The sequence below is a fragment of the Paenibacillus sp. FSL R5-0766 genome (assembly GCF_037971845.1).
Classification (GTDB): Bacteria; Bacillota; Bacilli; order Paenibacillales; family Paenibacillaceae; genus Paenibacillus.
Window position 1 is genome coordinate 503,007 of the sequence record NZ_CP150227.1, and the last position, 17,121, is coordinate 520,127.

Here is a 17,121-nt window from a genome sequence, read left to right on the forward strand (position 1 = left end):
TGACGATGGAACATCCCCTTTTAAACTGAAATAGTATTTACATAAACCAAGCTCCTACTATGTTGGGCGAGATTCAAAGGTTTTTATAACGATTACACGCTGATCTTATGAATTGTTCCAAGACTCTCACTTATGACATTCAACTTTATGCAATTCGTATCCGATATAATATAATAGAAGTAAAATATTGGATTATGGGAGATGGATATTGAAATGAATAGAATCAAACTGGCGCTTCGAGGCACACTTGCTCTAATGATTGCATTGACCGTACTGGTCCCTTCGTTGGCTTTGGCGGCTACCGGTGACGTGACATCGATTGAAATTACCAATAGCAGCCCGCAGAAGATGAGCGTTTCCGAGACAGCTAAGCTTCAGGTGATGGCAACCGTAGAAGGTTTTGATAACAAACAGGATGTTACCGAAGGTGTCACATGGTCCACCAGCAATGCAACAGTTGCGACGATGGTGAAAGGTAAAGTCAAGGCCGTGGCCGCGGGCGAAGCAACCATTTTTGCACAGGTAGACGGGGCTAAAGCTCAGTTGGTTGTCCAAGTTCAGGAGAAGATCAAAAGCATCAAAGCTTCACCGAAATCCTACAGTTTTGTTAAAGGCAGTGAAAGCACCCTTCCGAAAGTAAGCATTACCCGTGCGAATGGTAAGGAAGAGGATGTGACGTCTGAGATTGTATGGTCCGTATCCACTTCTTCGGCTGTCCTGGAAAACGGTAAAATCAAAGGCATTACACCCGGTAGAGTATTGCTGCAAGGCAAATACGGAACAACGATTGTGAAAGTCCCCGTTGCAGTAACGGACGAGATTACCAAAGTCGAGGTTACCCCTGCAACTATGCAGCTGAACATCAAGAAGTCCAAAGCGTTGAAGGTGATCGGCACCTACGCAAACGGCAAAACGATCAACCTTTCGAAACAAGTGATATGGACCTCTTCCAATACAAATGTAGCTATCGTGAAAAATGGAGCAGTCAAGACGCTGACTGAGGGACAAGCCACCTTGACAGGAACTTATCAAAATCAGACAATAAAGGCAGAGGTTACCGTTGTACCTTTGCTCAAAAAGTTGATTACAGGCCAGAAAAAACTGGTTTTGTCCCCACAGGGAAGCACAACGCTGAGTGTGATGGCCCAGTATGATACGGGTAAAACCACTGTTGTGACGAACAGCGCGGTGTGGAGAAGCACAAAGCCGGGCGTAGCGACAGTTACAAATGGCAAGATCGTGGCTGTAGGCAAAGGGAAAACGTCCATCACGGCCAAGTGGGGCAACAAAAAAGTGACGATCCCTGTTACGGTAAAATAAATCTTCATATAATGAAGTGCTTTTCATCAATTCAAACATAAAGTTAAATAGCATTATATGATCAAGGGTATCAGACAATTAGGGGCGTAGACATACGCTCCTTTTTGGATATATAGAAATCAATATAAATTGAACTAAACATTTACACAAAACGGAGAGGACAGAAAGGACCAGAAGAAGCGGAGCGTTCGCCTTTATCCCCGGATTTCCCCTTTATAAAAGGAATCAAAAAAATCTGGGGATAACAGCGATCGGAAGGTTGTTCTGTCATCGGAGTGTGCAGTGTAAATATTCTTTAGTTCAATTTATATCGGGAGATCAAGGAGGGAGCATGCTAATGAAAGATCCAATACAACCGGAAAACTGGCCTGCCTGGGCGACAGAGTCAGTAGAGATTGCTCCGGCCAACCCCAACTGGGACGCACAGGCTCAGGATGAAATCCGGCAACTCAAACGTCTTCTAGAGCAGTTTAATATCCATCAATTCGAACATATCGGAAGCACGTCCATTCCAGGGTTACCCGCCAAACCCATTATTGATCTGATGGCAGAGGTACAGTCATGGGATGACATGGATCTGATTGCGGATCAGCTGAATCCGTTGGGCTGGAACTACGTTCCGCCTGAACTGGATGGACGGGAGTACAGACGATTCTGGGTCAGGGTTAAGGATGGCAAGAGAGCTGTACACCTTCATCTGATGCGCCCGGGAGAAGAACGCTGGGATCGTCAAATTCGGTTTCGGGATGTGCTGAGAAAACGCCCAGATCTGGTGGAAGCTTACGCCGTCCTGAAGGCAAAGCTTGCTGATGAGAATAAGGAAGATAGGGAATCGTATACCGCTGCCAAAACGCAATTTATTTTACAAGTGCTTGATGAAGGCGTGTGATTGATTGAAAAGCGTACTTATCAAAGACAGGCTAATCTATATTTTCGCAGTCATGATGACCATGGCGGCAGGACTCGGATCCAGACACTTTGGTGAACGATTGCCGGGTTGGGTGCATGAACATTTCGGGGATGCATGTTGGGCGGGCATGATTTATTTCGGAGTACGCATGGTGTGGCCTCATCGCAGCTTGGTATGGGCGATGTGTTTGAGTTGTGTATTCAGCTGGATGATTGAGTTCTCGCAGTTGATTCAGACGCCTTGGCTGATTGAGATACGTTCAACCGTATTAGGTGCTCTTATTTTGGGACATGGTTTTCTGGTGATCGATCTGATTCGATATACGGTCGGTATTATGTGCATGGTTATGATAGATCGTTATTTCCTGAGAAATAAGATGGCTGGATCATGAACTCAAGTGAATCATGGAGGTGTGCTGCATGAATGTAGAAAAACTTTTTGTCGAATTGCCCGAATTCGAAACACAGCGGTTAAAACTGAGGCGGCTTGCCATGGATGATCTCGATGAATATTATGCATTTGCCTCTGATCCGCTAGTGAGTCAGCAAAGCTTGTGGAACTGCCATGAGACGGTGGAGGATTCAATTCAATATATTCAGCGGGTACTGGATAATTATGAACGGAAAACGGTACATATCTGGGCTTTTGTTTTAAAGGAAACAGGGACCTTGATCGGGAGGGGTGGCGTTTTTCATCTCAACGAACCCATGCAGAGTGCTGAACTAGGGTACGCGATAGCCAGCAGTCACTGGGGTAAGGGGCTCGCAGCAGAAGCGATGCAACCCATCGTGGATTATTGCTTTCAGGAATTGGACTGCAATCGGTTGGATGGGAAATGTAATGCAGGCAACATAGGCTCTGCACGCGTAATGGAGAAGCTGGGCATGTCGTACGAAGGTTTGTTACGCAAACAGTTGAAGATCAAAGGTGTATTTACGGATCAAAAATTGTACTCCCGTATCCGGGATGATCTATAATACTTCCAATGACACATAGGATACATCGCAGAAATTGAAGGAGGCGGAACCATGATCTATAGTATTATTTCCCGTTCGTTGTGGGAGCAAGTGTCAAAGGGGAGTGAGTATGCACCAGATAGCCTGAAGACGGACGGATTCATTCATTGTTCCACCAAGGAACAGATTCCATGGGTAGCCGGGGAATATTATGCAGGCCGTACAGATCTGTTATTACTTAGTATTGATGAGAAGGCGTTGAAGCCGGAACTGGTGTATGAGGATCTCTACGAATTGAATGAACTCTATCCACATATCTATGGAGAGCTCAATCTGGATGCGGTTCGCAAAGTCATTCCATTTGAACCGAATGCAGACGGGACATTCTCATTTCCTGAATAAATAACATGTGACGCTTCTTTTTGAACATGATCTGGGGACAACATACTTTTCCGAAGGGTGGTTAACGGATGGATATGAATCAGGTTTTTCTGGAGACAGCGGAGAAGCAATTCCTGTATTATAAGCAGCTCGGGGAAAAAGCTATGGCACAACTGGAGTCCGAGCAATTGTTTCAATCCTGGAATGAAGACGCGAACAGCATTGCGGTAATCGTAAAACATCTATGGGGCAATATGCTGTCCCGTTGGACGGACGTACTGACAACAGATGGTGAGAAACCGTGGCGTGAACGGGATGCCGAATTCGTGAATGATATTTCTTCCCGGGAAGATTTGCTCTCCAAATGGGAGGAAGGCTGGAATTGTCTACTCGAATCCATTCGTTCATTTACCCCGGAACAATTGTCTCATATCATATACATTCGGAATGAAGGTCATACCGTGATGGAGGCCATTATTCGGCAATTAGCACATTATCCGTATCATGTCGGGCAGATTGTATTTGCCGCAAAAATGCTTAAAGAAACAGCTTGGGACAGTCTCTCTATTCCGAGAAACGGGTCAGATCAATATAATGGCGGCAAATTTTCCAAGCCGAAGGTACGCAAACATTTTACAGAAGATGAACTTCATATAGAAAAAGGTGAGGAACAACAATGACTCAAATTGCATTGATTCGCCATGGAAGTACAGCGTGGAATAAGGAAAAACGTTCACAGGGACAGACGGATAATCCGCTGGATCAGGATGGCAGGGAACAGGCGGTATTACTTGCCGCGAGACTGGCCGAAGAATCCTGGGATGCCATCTATGCAAGTGACTTGGAACGTGCAAGTGAGACAGCTCGCATCATCGGTGACCGTTTGGGTATTCAGGAGATTCATCTGGACCCTAGACTTCGTGAGATGGGCGGAGGACAGGTCGAAGGAACGACGGAAGAGGAACGGTTAGCCAAGTGGGGAGCGGACTGGAGTACTCTGGATCTGGGACGTGAGCTTGCAGATGCAGGGACTGTTCGAGGCAGTGCGGTACTTGAAGATATTGTACAGCAGCACCCCGATGGAAGAGTGATCGTTGTCAGTCACGGAGCCATTCTACGGAATACACTGCGAGGTCTGGTGCCTGAACTGGATATCAGCGTGAAGCTGTCCAACACATCCATTACCCGGATCGCCAAGAATGAGAATGTGTGGCAATGCGAACTGTACAATTGCAGCGTGCATTTGGATTCGTCCAGGGAGTCTTAATAGATGGATGCTCTGACGTTAAAACGCTAGCAAACTTTGTGGAAAAAGGGGGAGATGGCGCATGACCAAACAGACGTATGCATGGATAGAGGAGATTTTATCTCCGCTGGGTGAGACAGCAGTTATCATCCAGTGCGGAGATCATTTGTCTGACGCTGTGCAGCGCAGAGTGATGTCTGTATGTGCTTTGCTGGAAAAAAGCACTCTGCCAGCCATGATCGAATGGGTACCTTCATATACGTCCGTCACGCTATTTTATGATCCGTTCATCTCCCCGTACCCCGAGTTATGCCGGATTCTGCTTCAGCAGTTGAATCAAATGAAGGAATCCATACAAGACAAACCCAGAACGGTCACGATTCCCGTATGTTACGGTGGCGAGTGGGGCCCTGATCTGGACTACGTTGCCAATGAACATGGACTGACCCCAGAAGACGTTATTGCGATTCATACATCCGGGGATTATCTCGTACATATGATTGGATTTGCACCAGGCTTTCCGTATCTCGGCGGGTTGTCTGAACAGATTGCTACGTCCAGACGGGCAACGCCGAGGCTTCGGGTTGAGGCTGGTACAGTAGGTATTGGTGGCAAACAGACGGGAATCTATCCGGTGGATACACCGGGTGGATGGCAATGTATTGGTCGAACGCCACTCCGGTTGTTTCGGCCGGAAGAGAATGTACCGAGTTTGCTGGCAGCAGGTGATCGGGTTCGATTCAAACAGATTACGATGCAGGACTATCTGGCGTTGAAGCGGAAGGAGGGCGAACGATGAGTATTGAAGTGATTCGCCCTGGTCTGTTATCTACCGTTCAGGATGAAGGCAGAACCGGCTATCGCCGGTATGGTATTCATCCTGGCGGGGTCATGGACACCTTTGCAGCCAGAGCAGCCAATATGCTTGTGGGCAACTCCCGACATGCGGCAGTACTGGAGATGACGATGACGGGGCCAGAGCTTCGATTTCAGGAGAGCCAGCTAGTCTCATTATGTGGAGCCGATCTGACAGCAACGGTGGATCATCTGCCTGTACCTTTGTGGCGTCCTGTGCTGGTGCGGGCTGGAAGTGTACTGAAGTTTGGTCAATGTCGTCATGGCTTGCGTGGATATCTGGCGATTGCGGGTGGAATAGCTGTGCCTGAAGTGATGGGCAGTCGAAGTACAGATCTCAAGACAGGTCTTGGCGGTATGGAGGGCCGAGCCTTGCGCGTGGGGGATCTGTTATCCAATGGTGCACCTTCTGCCGAAGCGCGAGGTTGGATGCAGCGTATGGAGCAGCAGGTAAAGGAGAGTGAGCGGGACCACCAAATATTGGCGCCTGCGTGGCTTTTATCTGAACGTGAAAGACCTGACTATTATGGGCAACCTGTTATTCGTGTGATGGAGAGCAAGGATAGTTCGCTGTTCAGCCAAGAGAGTCTTGCACAATTCTATGCTTCTCCACAATCCGATCGGATGGGCTATCGCTTGCAAGGCTCCATACTGGAGCTGGATCAGCCCCTGGATCGGCTGTCTGAAGCCGTTACCTATGGCACGGTGCAGGTGCCACCGGATGGTCAGCCCATCATCTTGATGGCAGACCATCAGACGATTGGAGGTTATCCTGTCATTGCACAGGTAGCCCGGGTGGATATGCCAATCCTGGCTCAGGCTAGGCCAGGAACCCAAATTTCTTTTAAAAAGATTACGCATGATCAAGCCGGACAGTTGTATATGGAACAGGAAATCAATATGCAACTCATAGATAAGCTGATACGCAGAAGAATGGCTGGAATGGGGGGCGCTTAATGAATACCTCGAAAACCTTGGATATCAATTGTGATCTGGGCGAAAGTTATGGTATATATCGCACGCTATCGGACGAGGCCATTCTACCCTTGATTACATCAGCCAATATTGCCTGTGGATTTCATGCAGGAGACCCGGCTACAATGCGGCTGACGGTGGAGAGGGCATTGGAGCATCAGGTTGCGATAGGAGCCCACCCCGGGTTGCCGGATTTGCAAGGGTTTGGCAGAAGACGTATGGACATTACGCCACGGGAAGCATATGACATGGTGGTGTATCAGATCGGTGCGCTGGATGCATTTGTCCGGGCAAGTGGAGGGCGAATGCATCACGTAAAACCGCATGGAGCTTTATACAATATGGCCGCAGAAGATATGAAGCTTGCTGAAGCCATTGTGGAGGCAATCTTTCAAGTACAGCCTGAACTGTATCTGTATGGTCTGGCGGGCAGTGAGTTGATTCACGCCGCGGATCGCATCGGTATGCGCAGTGTGAGCGAGGTGTTTGCAGATCGAACCTATGGGGCGGATGGTAAGCTAACCCCTCGCAGCCAAGCTGGGGCCCTCATTGAAGAATCGGGACAAGCGATTGCTCAAGTGCTTCGGATGGTGAAAGACGAAGTCGTTGTATCCACGGATGGTACGTTGGTTCCCATTAAGGCAGAGACGGTCTGTATCCATGGTGACGGAGCATATGCTCTCGCATTTGCTCAAGAGATTCGTCGTGTGTTGGAATCGGAAGGCATTAAGTTATCCGCGCATACCACTGGATGATATTAATGTTCAGCAGAACAATAGTAGTACCAGGTTGTTTGGATTGAACTTTGAAATTTTGGAATGACAAGGAGTGAATGAACAGAATGAAACCCATACGCAACTCGGCAAAGGCTGTCATTGTGCAGGATGGACGATTGCTGGTCATCCGGCTGGAAGACCAATATGGTACCGCTTATGTGTTCCCAGGTGGAGGACAGGAGAAAGGTGAAGAACTCAAGGATGCGGTCGCACGCGAATGTCTGGAGGAGATTGGTCAGGCCGTGAACGTGGGAGAGCTGTTACATATCCGGGAGTATATCGGTAAAAATCATGAATTCGCCGAGTGGGATGCAGACATCCACCAGGTTGAATTTTATTTTGCGTGCAGCCTGATAGATCCGGCTGCAACTATTTTTGAAGGCTCCAATCCAGACGACCACCAAGTCGCCGTGGAATGGATTGCACTTGAAGAGCTGTCCAACATTCGTTTATATCCAAAAACAATTGGCGAATTGCTTCTTAAATCAGGCTCTTCTTCAATCTATCTTGGAGATCTGAATTAAATCAGCCAAGAAGAAATATCGTGCTAACCCCTTTATGTAAACATTTTTATAAAGAACTTTTCCAATTTTGTCACGTTAGCGTATCGGTTCATGGATTCACCATAGGTGAGGTGGGTACACTATAAGTACAGGCTTATTACACCTAACGTAAGTTGACTGTACTTATACACAGCAACGGAGCGGATAAAACCTAAAGAAGCGAAACCTGCTAAGTTAAGTACAGGTTTCTGTTTGAACTTTAGCTTACCCACTCCTCAAATTGGAAGAACGGTAGAAGTAGTGGAGGGGACGGAATCGATTCTGAGGAAGCGAAGTGTCTGCTGGTATCCTGGATTTTCACTTGTATATCCATTGAATTAAACATTTACACGATAACGGAGAGGACAGAAGAAACCTGAAAAAGCGAAGCGGTCGCCTTTATCACCGGATTTTTCCCTTGAGAAAAGGGAATCAAAAAAATCTGGGGCTAACAGCGATTGGAAGGTTATTCTGTCATCGTAGTGTCAGTGTAAATCGTCTTTAATCCAATGTATACGATGAAGAGATCAGGATTATTGCGAGATAACAGCGATCCAAAGAACGATCCGTACCCGCAACGGCCTTCTACATAGTCCTTCCAATATTCCCCCAAACCGAAAGGAGCACTTCCCATGAACCAGACTGAATTGGAACAAAACATTGTAAAAGCATTGGAAAACAACCCTTTTTGCAGCTTCTCCACTGTGGAGAATGGTAAACCGAAATCCCGCTATATGGCGCTTTTCAACGATGGACTGAACATTCATCTGGCAACGAACCGCCGTACACACAAAGTAGAGGAACTGGAGAATAATCCGAATGTTAGCCTGCTACTTGGTTATGAGGCTGGTGGTTCCAAGGAAGTAGTTGAGATTGAAGGAACCTGTGAAGTGACAAAGAACGAAGGCTTGCGTGAGCAAGTGTGGAACGACGAACTGAAGGCGTGGTTCGATGGACCTAATGATCCGAACTATGTCATTCTGGACATCACCCCGACTCGTATTGAATACACAGGGAAAGATCATGAACATCATGTGTGGGAACAATAATCCGAATATGAACATAACCTCTGCAAAGTAGCGTCCTTATGCGAAAATACGCGCAGAGTTTAATCCAACCGTGAAAGCCATTAAGGTTTCACGGTTTTTGGTGTGGATGAATAACGCTGAATTGGATATACATGTAAGACACATGTAATATACGTATTTTAAAGATAATAAGCACTATATACCTACTAAAATGTTGAAAAAATTGTCGAATTCACGCATGATAATGTAAACTTGCCTAGGTATGTGCGGGTAATGTAAAAAATAATGCTTTTCAATGACTGAACATTGCGTTATGATTTGGAATGTAAACGACAAGCACAGACATAAATAGATGTTCATGTGAGATAAACTTACCTGAAATTCCGATGCATGTCATCAGAGCGTCAGTACGCACAACCCATGAAATCTATCTTTTTTCTGCGCTCTTCGTTTGCCCATTAATGCATGATTCAATGTACATAACCGGGAGGGGTTATTTTGAAAATGAGAAAAAAAGTATTATCAAGCCTGACTGCCGCTTTGGTTGCATTAAACGTGCTTGCGGTATTTCCGGTACCTGTGTCGGCTGCGGATGCTGCCAAAGTTAAACTGCGGATCATGGAGACCACAGACATTCATACCAATCTGGTTAACTATGATTATTATTCCGACAAAGAGACAGACCAATATGGACTCGCCAAAACAGCAACACTGATTAAGAAAGCCCGTGACGAAGCGAAGAACAGCCTGCTGTTTGATAACGGGGATCTAATTCAGGGGAATCCGCTGGGAGACTACACTGCCAAAATTGATCCATTGAAAAAGGGTGAGACTCACCCTGTATATAAAGCGATGAATCTGCTCGATTATGATGCAGGTAACATCGGTAACCATGAGTTCAACTATGGTCTGGACTTCCTGGACATGACGCTGGAGGGAGCGAACTTCCCTTACATTAATGCCAATGTCTATGTAGACGATGGTGATGATGATGAGACAAATGACAAGAACTATTTCACACCGTATGAGATTTTGGATAAAAAGGTAACGGACGAAACTGGTAAGGAACATACGATTAAAGTGGGTGTGATCGGATTTGTACCGCCTCAAATCATGCAGTGGGACAGCGCTAACCTTGAAGGCAAAGTAATCGCCAAGGATATTATTGCTACCGCGAAAAAATTCATTCCAAAAATGAAGGCTGAAGGTGCCGACATTATTGTAGCCATCCCTCACTCCGGATTTGAGGAGATCCCTCAAACGGATCTGATGGAGAACTCCGTACTGTATCTGAGCCAGGTAGAAGGCATTAATGCCATTCTGTTTGGACATGCTCACAAAGTATTCCCAAGTGCTGATTTTGCCGGCAAAAAAGGGGTAGACCTTGAGAAAGGTACAATTAACGGCGTTCCTGCTGTAGAGCCAGGGTTCTGGGGTGATCATCTTGGTATTATCGACCTGGATCTGGAGCTGGTTGATGGCAAATGGAAAGTGGTAGATTCCAAAACGGAAGCACGCCCAATCTATGACACAGCGGGCAAAAAGCCACTGGTAGATGCGGATCAGGACATCATTGATGCGGTTCATGAAGAGCATGAAGGTACATTGGAGTATGTTCGTGGTCCGGTGGGCGAAACGACTGCACCTATCAACAGCTTCTTCGCTCTGGTTCAGGATGATCCATCCATTCAGATCGTAACGAATGCACAGAAATGGTATGTCGAAAAACATATGCAAGGTACGGAATATGAAAAAATCCCTGTGTTGTCCGCAGGTGCACCATTCAAAGCCGGTGGACGTTCAGGCGCTTCGTATTACACGAATATTCCTAAAGGCACCATTGCGATCAAAAACGTTGCTGACCTGTACGTATATCCAAATACGGTACATGCTGTAATGGTTAACGGCGCAGAACTGAAAGAATGGCTGGAATGGTCTGCAGGCCAGTTCAACCAGATCGACCCGGCTAAAGGTGGACAACAACAACTGATCAATATGGACTTCCCAACGTATAACTTTGATGTTATCGATGGTGTGACGTATCAGATCGATGTGACACAACCAGCCAAGTATGACGGCAAAGCAACCGTTGTAAATGCATCCGCAAGCCGGATCAAGGACCTGAGCTTTAACGGCAAACCGGTTGACCCAGCACAAAAATTCATTGTAGCGACAAATAACTACCGTGCTTCTTCATCCAAACTGGCTAACCCGGACGGCAAACGGATCGTTCTGGCTGCACCGGATGAGAACCGTCAAGTGATCATCGACTACATCCGTGAGAATAAAACGATTAATCCGGCAGCGGACGGGAACTGGTCCCTGGCACCAATCAAACCATCTGCTGGGTTAACCGCAGCAGCACTTAACGACCTTGAAGTGGTATTCGCATCTTCCCCGGATGCCAAAAATCTGGTAGAAGCGAACCCGGCGATGTCTTTCATTGGTACAAATGATGATGGTTTTGCTGAATACGGCATGAAATTGACTGGAGAAGCAACAACAACTCCGAAACCAGGTACGGAGCCTGCTCCTACGCCTACAAAGCCAACTAAACCTACGGAGCCGACTACTCCAACCAAACCAACGACCAAGCCACAGCCTGAGAAACCAGCGGGCGGCAAAGTGGTATATGTGGTGAAAAAAGGGGATAACTTGTACCGTATCGGCTTAAAATATGGTGTGGACTGGCGCAAGATTGTCACATTTAACGTAATCCCAGATGTACACAACCTGAAAGTTGGACAGAAAATCGTAATTCCCACTTCTTAAAGTTTTATAAGTTGAGGGAGACCGACAGTCATCAGACTGTCGGTCTTTTTTCTGCAAATTTGAATATATTTGTTCCAAGAACCGTCATACAGGAAGTCATCAAAACAGTAGAGATTAATTTTAAGACCCATGATATAATATTTACAAACTTTGGGTATATACAAGTGAACATTAATGGACATGGAATCTAAATTGGCAAGGGGGGTCCTACATGAATTGCAGTGGCTGCAGTCCAATCTATCCTATAGAGGGCCAAGGTACCTTATACTTGCGTCCCATTTCCCCCGCTTTGCTGGAAGCGCTACAAACGCCGGGAAGACTTATCGAGACGTCGGATGACATGATGTGGATGCATTTTTCGAATCTGGAGACGGTGCAGAGCTTAATAGAAAAGATCGGCGAAATGGATCCGACATTACGTGATTCCCTAACTGTTCAGATTATGCCTATATACGAACAGGCTAATGAAGAAAGCTGGATTAGTCTAACCATGCAGGAGTCCCGTTTCAAGCATGCGGAGCTTGTTTCCATTATTCTGGAGCACCAATTCAGCAGTCATATGCAACCCATCGTTGATGCATCAGAGCAGATTATCGGATATGAGTTTTTGCTTCGTCCTGCTGAGAATGGAAAATCCTTCAGTTCCTATGAATTATTTGAAGTTGCGCGTGAGACTGGACTGCATTCTTTTCTGGATCGATTGGCGCGTATTACTGCTATTGAGACCAGTGCCCTTTTTCTACCGCATGGTGTCAAACGCTTCGTAAATTTCCTGCCTTCCTCCATATACAATCCCGAATATTGTCTGACACATACGTTTGAAGCGATTGAACGCCTTTCGCTGGACCCTAAAGATTTTGTGTTTGAAGTCGTGGAAACAGAGCAGATTCAGCATATGCCCATCTTACAGCAAATATTTGAGGTGTATCGCTCCCGTGGAATGTCGGTTGCACTGGATGATGTGGGTGCCGGATATTCAACAATAGAGTTGATGAACCGGTTAGAACCAGATTTTGTCAAAATAGATCGAAGTCTTATCGACCGTTGTGATCAGGATTCGACCAAACAACAGCAAATTCTTCATATTGTTGAGATGTCGAGTCGATTTGGAGGGCAAGTCCTTGCCGAGGGGATCGAACGAATGGAAGAGTTTGAATTCTGTCGTTCCATAGGTATTGAGCTTGCACAGGGCTACTATTTTGGGAAACCCTCGGCACAACCCCCAGGCGGTCCGTACTGCAATACTTCATCTAATTCATGTAATAATTAGTAGCCTGTACCTTGTACAAGTCGCTTCTGATCAGAGGTGGCTTGTTTGGCGTGCCTGCACATTTTTCTCTCAAATAAAAACCTTCATTTAGCCGATATATAAGATAAGCCTTTTAGATTGATCCATACATACAAAGAAAGAGGGCATTTTTACATTTTGAGGGGGAGAAAGACATGAGTGAAACTCAGGATAATAAACCAATGAAAGCAGCTAAACCTGCCAAACCAAAACATAATCAAAATAAAAAGAAGAAAAAGAAAGGTTTTGTTTGGAATATAAGGAACAAACTATTGGTCTCCTTCCTGGCCGTTCTGCTTCTGCCAAGCTTGGCGATCGGCTTGATCACACTAACGATAGCCGAAGATAGCGTACAAGGACAATTAGTGGATAGTGCCATGCAAAGTGTGAGCACTGCCAATACCATTGTAGAAAGCCAAGTGAAATATAAGATTCATGACATTAACTATTTCGCGGATGCCCTTGATCCGAGCCTGGTCAAAGGGGAGAACGATAGTCCCGAGCTTCAGGTGAAGCTGGAGCAATACCTGGGTTTGCATCCCGATGCCATGAATATTTTTGTAGGAACAACAGACGGAGTCATGGTTCGAGGTAAACCAACAGCGAGCAGCACACGGGGAGATGCATACGATCCTAGGGAGCGGGAGTGGTACAAACTAGCGATGGAAAAGCCAGGTACAGCTGTTGTATCCGCTGTGTCTGTTAATACGGATGGTGTTGCAGTTGTGTTTATCTCCAAAACATTAAAGGACCAATCCGGTGTTGTCGGTTTGTCTCTCGACCTGACAGACCTGCAAGAACAGGCATCCATTAAGGTGGGCAAAGAAGGCTACGTCATTATTATGGATGCAAACAAAAACTATGTTGTATCCCCTGTAGCAGATGCAGGTACGCCGGAAACGAGTGGCTTGCTGGATGAGATGTATGAAGGTACAGAAGGTCAATTCGATTACGTGTACAACGATCAGCCGAAGATGATGATTTTCTCAACAAATGAAGCAACAGGCTGGAAAATTGCCGGCACGATGTTTAAGAGTGAAATAACCAATGCGAGTAAGGATATTCGTATGGCCACATTTATTGTTATTCTGGCGGCTACGTTCCTTACGCTCCTCTTTATTATCTGGTTTACACGCTCCATGCTGCGCCCAATCAAGCGTCTGCAGGAATCAGCCAGAGCTGTAAGTAAAGGTGATCTGACCGTGAAAATGGAAACAGGGCGTAAAGATGAAGTCGGAGAACTTGCGAAGTATTTTGAACGAATGGTCGATAACCTGCGGATGATGATTCTGGGCGTACAGGAAACGACAGAGCAGGTATCTGCTTCTTCTCAAGAGTTGTCTGCGAGTGCAGAACAAACCACCAAAGCGATTGAACATTCAACACAGGCCATTCAGGAACTGGCTGAAGGTGCAGAGCAGCAGGTAAACAGCGTGAAAGACGGATCTGGACAGATGAGCCGAATGGCAGAAGATGTTCGAATGATGTCGGAGCGTGTGCAATCGATTACGGCGAATATGCGGAATACGTCCGGAGCAGCTTCTTCTGGTAATGAGGCAGCAGGACAGGCTGTGGAGCAGATGAACAGTATCCAGGAAACAGTGGAGCAGCTGGGGACGGTGGTTCAATCTCTGAATGCCCGTTCGGTTGAGATTGGTAGCATGGTTGATGTCATTGCATCCATCTCCAAACAAACGAACTTGCTCGCATTAAATGCTTCTATTGAAGCGGCAAGAGCGGGGGATGCGGGTCGTGGGTTTGCAGTTGTAGCCGGTGAGGTACGCAAACTGGCAGAAGAATCCGGAAGTTCGGCAGCGCAGATCGGTGAGGTGGTTCATAATATCCGTCAGGACATGGATGCCGCTCTAATCGCCATGAATGCAGCACAGACTCGGGTGGGAGAAGGAATTCAGGCTGTAAATACGTCAGGACAATCCTTTGCTCAGATTCGGGAGGCGGTGGAAGATGCTGTTCATACATTGGATGACTTGTCCGCAACAACGAAACAACTGGAGAGTGGTGCATCCCACGTTGCCAAGGCGATGAGTGATATTTCGAATGTGACCCAGGAATCGGCTGCAAATACAGAATCTGTATCTGCATCTTCGCAAGAACAACTGGCATCGGTAGAAGAGATCGCATCATCGTCGGCACATCTGAACAGCATGGCGGAACAATTACAAGGACTGCTTGGCATGTTCAAGATGGTGGAGGATACACCGAAGGATAAGGGCAAAGTATAAAATCTAACATTGTAAACACTATAATTTACCACATCTTTTATAATAGAAGAAAATAAAGATAGACAATGTTCCTGTTGCCCTGTATAAATATATCGTCTGGTCATTCCGCGCATATAAATAATATATTGATACAGGGTACAGCAGGAGGCTCTATGGTATACGTAGCAATACTGATTTTTGTAGTGACAATCACCTTGGTGATCTGGCAACCTCGTGGGTTGGGTATCGGTTGGACTGCCTCTGGCGGGGCATTGCTTGCCCTGTTATGTGGAGTTGTTAGCTTAAATGATGCCTCGGATGTAGCATCCATTGTATGGAATGCAACGCTGGCCTTTGTCGGCATTATTATGATTTCTCTCATTCTCGACGAGACGGGTTTCTTCGAATGGGCTGCGCTTCATATGGCAAGGCTGGCTGGAGGAGACGGTCGCAGATTGTTCTTCTACTCCATTCTGCTGGGAGGCGCGGTGTCTGCTCTGTTCGCGAATGATGGTGCCGCGCTCATTCTGACGCCAATTGTGCTGGCAATGGTGCGTGCATTGAAGTTTGATGAGCGAATGGTGCTGGCTTTTGTGATGGCGAGTGGGTTTATCGCCGATACCACATCGTTACCGCTGGTCGTCAGCAATCTGGTTAACATTGTATCGGCCGATTTCTTTGGTATTACCTTTGTGGAGTATGCGGTACGCATGGTTGTACCCAATTTGTTCTCCATCGTAGCGAGTACGGGGATGTTGTTTTTGTTCTATCGCAAAAGCATACCCCTTCGCTACGACATCTCCGCTGCACGTGACCCGAAGGAAGCGATACGTGATCCACGGATGTTCCGAATCGCCTGGTTCATGCTTGGGCTGTTGTTGGTTGCCTATGCATCCAGTGAGTTTCTGCCGATTCCCGTGTCGGTTATCGTTGGCTCCGTTGCGTTGCTGTTCGCTTTATTGGCACGCAAGAGCGAGGCTGTTGATCTGAAACGGGTAATCAAGGAAGCGCCATGGTCGATTGTGGTGTTCTCGGTGGGCATGTATATCGTCGTATATGGACTGCGTAATGCAGGGTTAACGGATCATCTGAGCCGCTGGCTGGATGCCATAGCAGAGCATGGTCTGCTGGCTGCTTCGCTTGGGATGGGCATCATCGCTGCTGTATTATCATCGGTGATGAACAACCTGCCGACCGTGTTGATTAACCTGCTAGCCATCCGGGGCGCACATACCGAAGGTATCATTCAGGAAGCATTGATCTATGCCAATGTCATTGGTTCCGACCTGGGTCCCAAAATGACCCCGATTGGATCACTCGCCACATTGTTGTGGCTGCATGTGTTATCCCGTAAAGGTGTGAAGATCACATGGGGGTATTATTTCAAAGCAGGCATCATCCTGACGATTCCGACATTGTTAATTACGTTGGCCGGTTTGGCGTTGTGGCTCTGGATTTTAGGTTAGTAAAATTAGATTTTACATTAAGTATCAATACGATAATCTGTTGTAATGTAAAAGGCTGCTCTCACAGCTGGTGCTACGCACTGGCAGCGAGGCAGTTTTTTTATTTCCTGCTTTTGTACCTTCTATAGAAGAAATGAATTCTGTTTCTCTACTAAGTACTTAAGCATTTACATCAGGTCAGCCTATTATAGGGCTGGCCATCTTTGCCTAATTCCCAGGCAGGAGATTGAGATGCCTGAGATTCAACGAGCGCTGACACAGCGAAGGGAACGGAACGATTGTGGAAAAGCGAAGCGTTCGCCTTTATCCACGGATGTATTCCTTGGGAATAGTAAATCATATAGATCCGGGGATAACAGCGATTGAAACAACGTCCGTTACCGG

At 46.6% G+C, this 17,121-nt stretch carries 16 protein-coding genes; all 16 read left to right on the top strand.

What is annotated here, in order from left to right; translation table 11 throughout:
• The first annotated feature begins 213 nt into the window (after positions 1-213).
• The 16 genes from MKY66_RS02355 to MKY66_RS02430 all read left to right on the top strand — a co-directional run bounded on the left by MKY66_RS02355 (position 214) and on the right by MKY66_RS02430 (position 16,737).
• Positions 214-1,320, top strand: coding sequence for an Ig-like domain-containing protein (locus tag MKY66_RS02355; protein ID WP_076216012.1), 1,107 nt, complete (start codon positions 214-216; stop codon positions 1,318-1,320).
• Between the two features lie 337 nt (positions 1,321-1,657).
• Positions 1,658-2,209, top strand: coding sequence for a GrpB family protein (locus MKY66_RS02360; RefSeq protein ID WP_076216008.1), 552 nt, complete (start codon positions 1,658-1,660; stop codon positions 2,207-2,209).
• Between the two features lie 4 nt (positions 2,210-2,213).
• Positions 2,214-2,621: a DUF2809 domain-containing protein gene (locus MKY66_RS02365; RefSeq protein ID WP_076216005.1), complete on the top strand. Its 408-nt coding sequence runs from the start codon at positions 2,214-2,216 to the stop codon at positions 2,619-2,621.
• A 28-nt stretch (positions 2,622-2,649) separates the two neighbouring features.
• Entirely contained in the window at positions 2,650-3,207 is a 558-nt protein-coding gene (locus tag MKY66_RS02370; RefSeq protein ID WP_076216002.1) for a GNAT family N-acetyltransferase, read from the top strand.
• A 51-nt stretch (positions 3,208-3,258) separates the two neighbouring features.
• On the top strand, positions 3,259-3,588 hold the full coding sequence (locus MKY66_RS02375) for a DUF952 domain-containing protein (protein ID WP_076215999.1): 330 nt from the start codon (positions 3,259-3,261) through the stop codon (positions 3,586-3,588).
• Positions 3,589-3,656: 68 nt separating this feature from the next.
• A complete protein-coding gene (locus tag MKY66_RS02380) occupies positions 3,657-4,247 on the top strand; it encodes a DUF1572 family protein (protein WP_076215997.1) in 591 nt (196 codons plus the stop codon).
• The gene (locus MKY66_RS02385) at positions 4,244-4,834 is read left to right on the top strand and encodes a histidine phosphatase family protein (protein WP_076215994.1); all 591 of its coding nucleotides are present in this window, start codon (positions 4,244-4,246) and stop codon (positions 4,832-4,834) included. The genes MKY66_RS02380 and MKY66_RS02385 overlap by 4 nt, the downstream gene beginning before the upstream one ends.
• A 61-nt stretch (positions 4,835-4,895) precedes the next feature.
• On the top strand, positions 4,896-5,612 hold the full coding sequence (gene pxpB / locus MKY66_RS02390; RefSeq protein ID WP_076215992.1) for a 5-oxoprolinase subunit PxpB: 717 nt from the start codon (positions 4,896-4,898) through the stop codon (positions 5,610-5,612).
• The gene (locus MKY66_RS02395) at positions 5,609-6,625 is read left to right on the top strand and encodes a biotin-dependent carboxyltransferase family protein (protein WP_076215989.1); all 1,017 of its coding nucleotides are present in this window, start codon (positions 5,609-5,611) and stop codon (positions 6,623-6,625) included. Before pxpB ends, MKY66_RS02395 begins: the two co-directional genes overlap by 4 nt.
• Positions 6,625-7,398: a 5-oxoprolinase subunit PxpA gene (locus tag MKY66_RS02400; RefSeq protein WP_076215987.1), complete on the top strand. Its 774-nt coding sequence runs from the start codon at positions 6,625-6,627 to the stop codon at positions 7,396-7,398. The genes MKY66_RS02395 and MKY66_RS02400 overlap by 1 nt, the downstream gene beginning before the upstream one ends.
• A gap of 86 nt (positions 7,399-7,484) precedes the next feature.
• Entirely contained in the window at positions 7,485-7,943 is a 459-nt protein-coding gene (locus MKY66_RS02405; RefSeq protein WP_076215984.1) for an NUDIX domain-containing protein, read from the top strand.
• Between the two features lie 650 nt (positions 7,944-8,593).
• Entirely contained in the window at positions 8,594-9,010 is a 417-nt protein-coding gene (locus MKY66_RS02410) for a pyridoxamine 5'-phosphate oxidase family protein (RefSeq protein WP_074093246.1), read from the top strand.
• Positions 9,011-9,493: 483 nt separating this feature from the next.
• Complete coding sequence (locus MKY66_RS02415; RefSeq protein WP_076216090.1) at positions 9,494-11,761, top strand: bifunctional 2',3'-cyclic-nucleotide 2'-phosphodiesterase/3'-nucleotidase; 2,268 nt, start codon at positions 9,494-9,496, stop codon at positions 11,759-11,761.
• A 211-nt stretch (positions 11,762-11,972) separates the two neighbouring features.
• On the top strand, positions 11,973-13,031 hold the full coding sequence (locus MKY66_RS02420) for an EAL domain-containing protein (RefSeq protein ID WP_076215982.1): 1,059 nt from the start codon (positions 11,973-11,975) through the stop codon (positions 13,029-13,031).
• Positions 13,032-13,204: 173 nt separating this feature from the next.
• Positions 13,205-15,292: a methyl-accepting chemotaxis protein gene (locus MKY66_RS02425; RefSeq protein ID WP_083657352.1), complete on the top strand. Its 2,088-nt coding sequence runs from the start codon at positions 13,205-13,207 to the stop codon at positions 15,290-15,292.
• Positions 15,293-15,444: 152 nt separating this feature from the next.
• Positions 15,445-16,737, top strand: a complete 1,293-nt coding sequence (locus MKY66_RS02430) for an arsenic transporter (protein ID WP_076215979.1) — start codon at positions 15,445-15,447, stop codon at positions 16,735-16,737.
• The last annotated feature ends 384 nt before the right edge of the window (positions 16,738-17,121 follow it).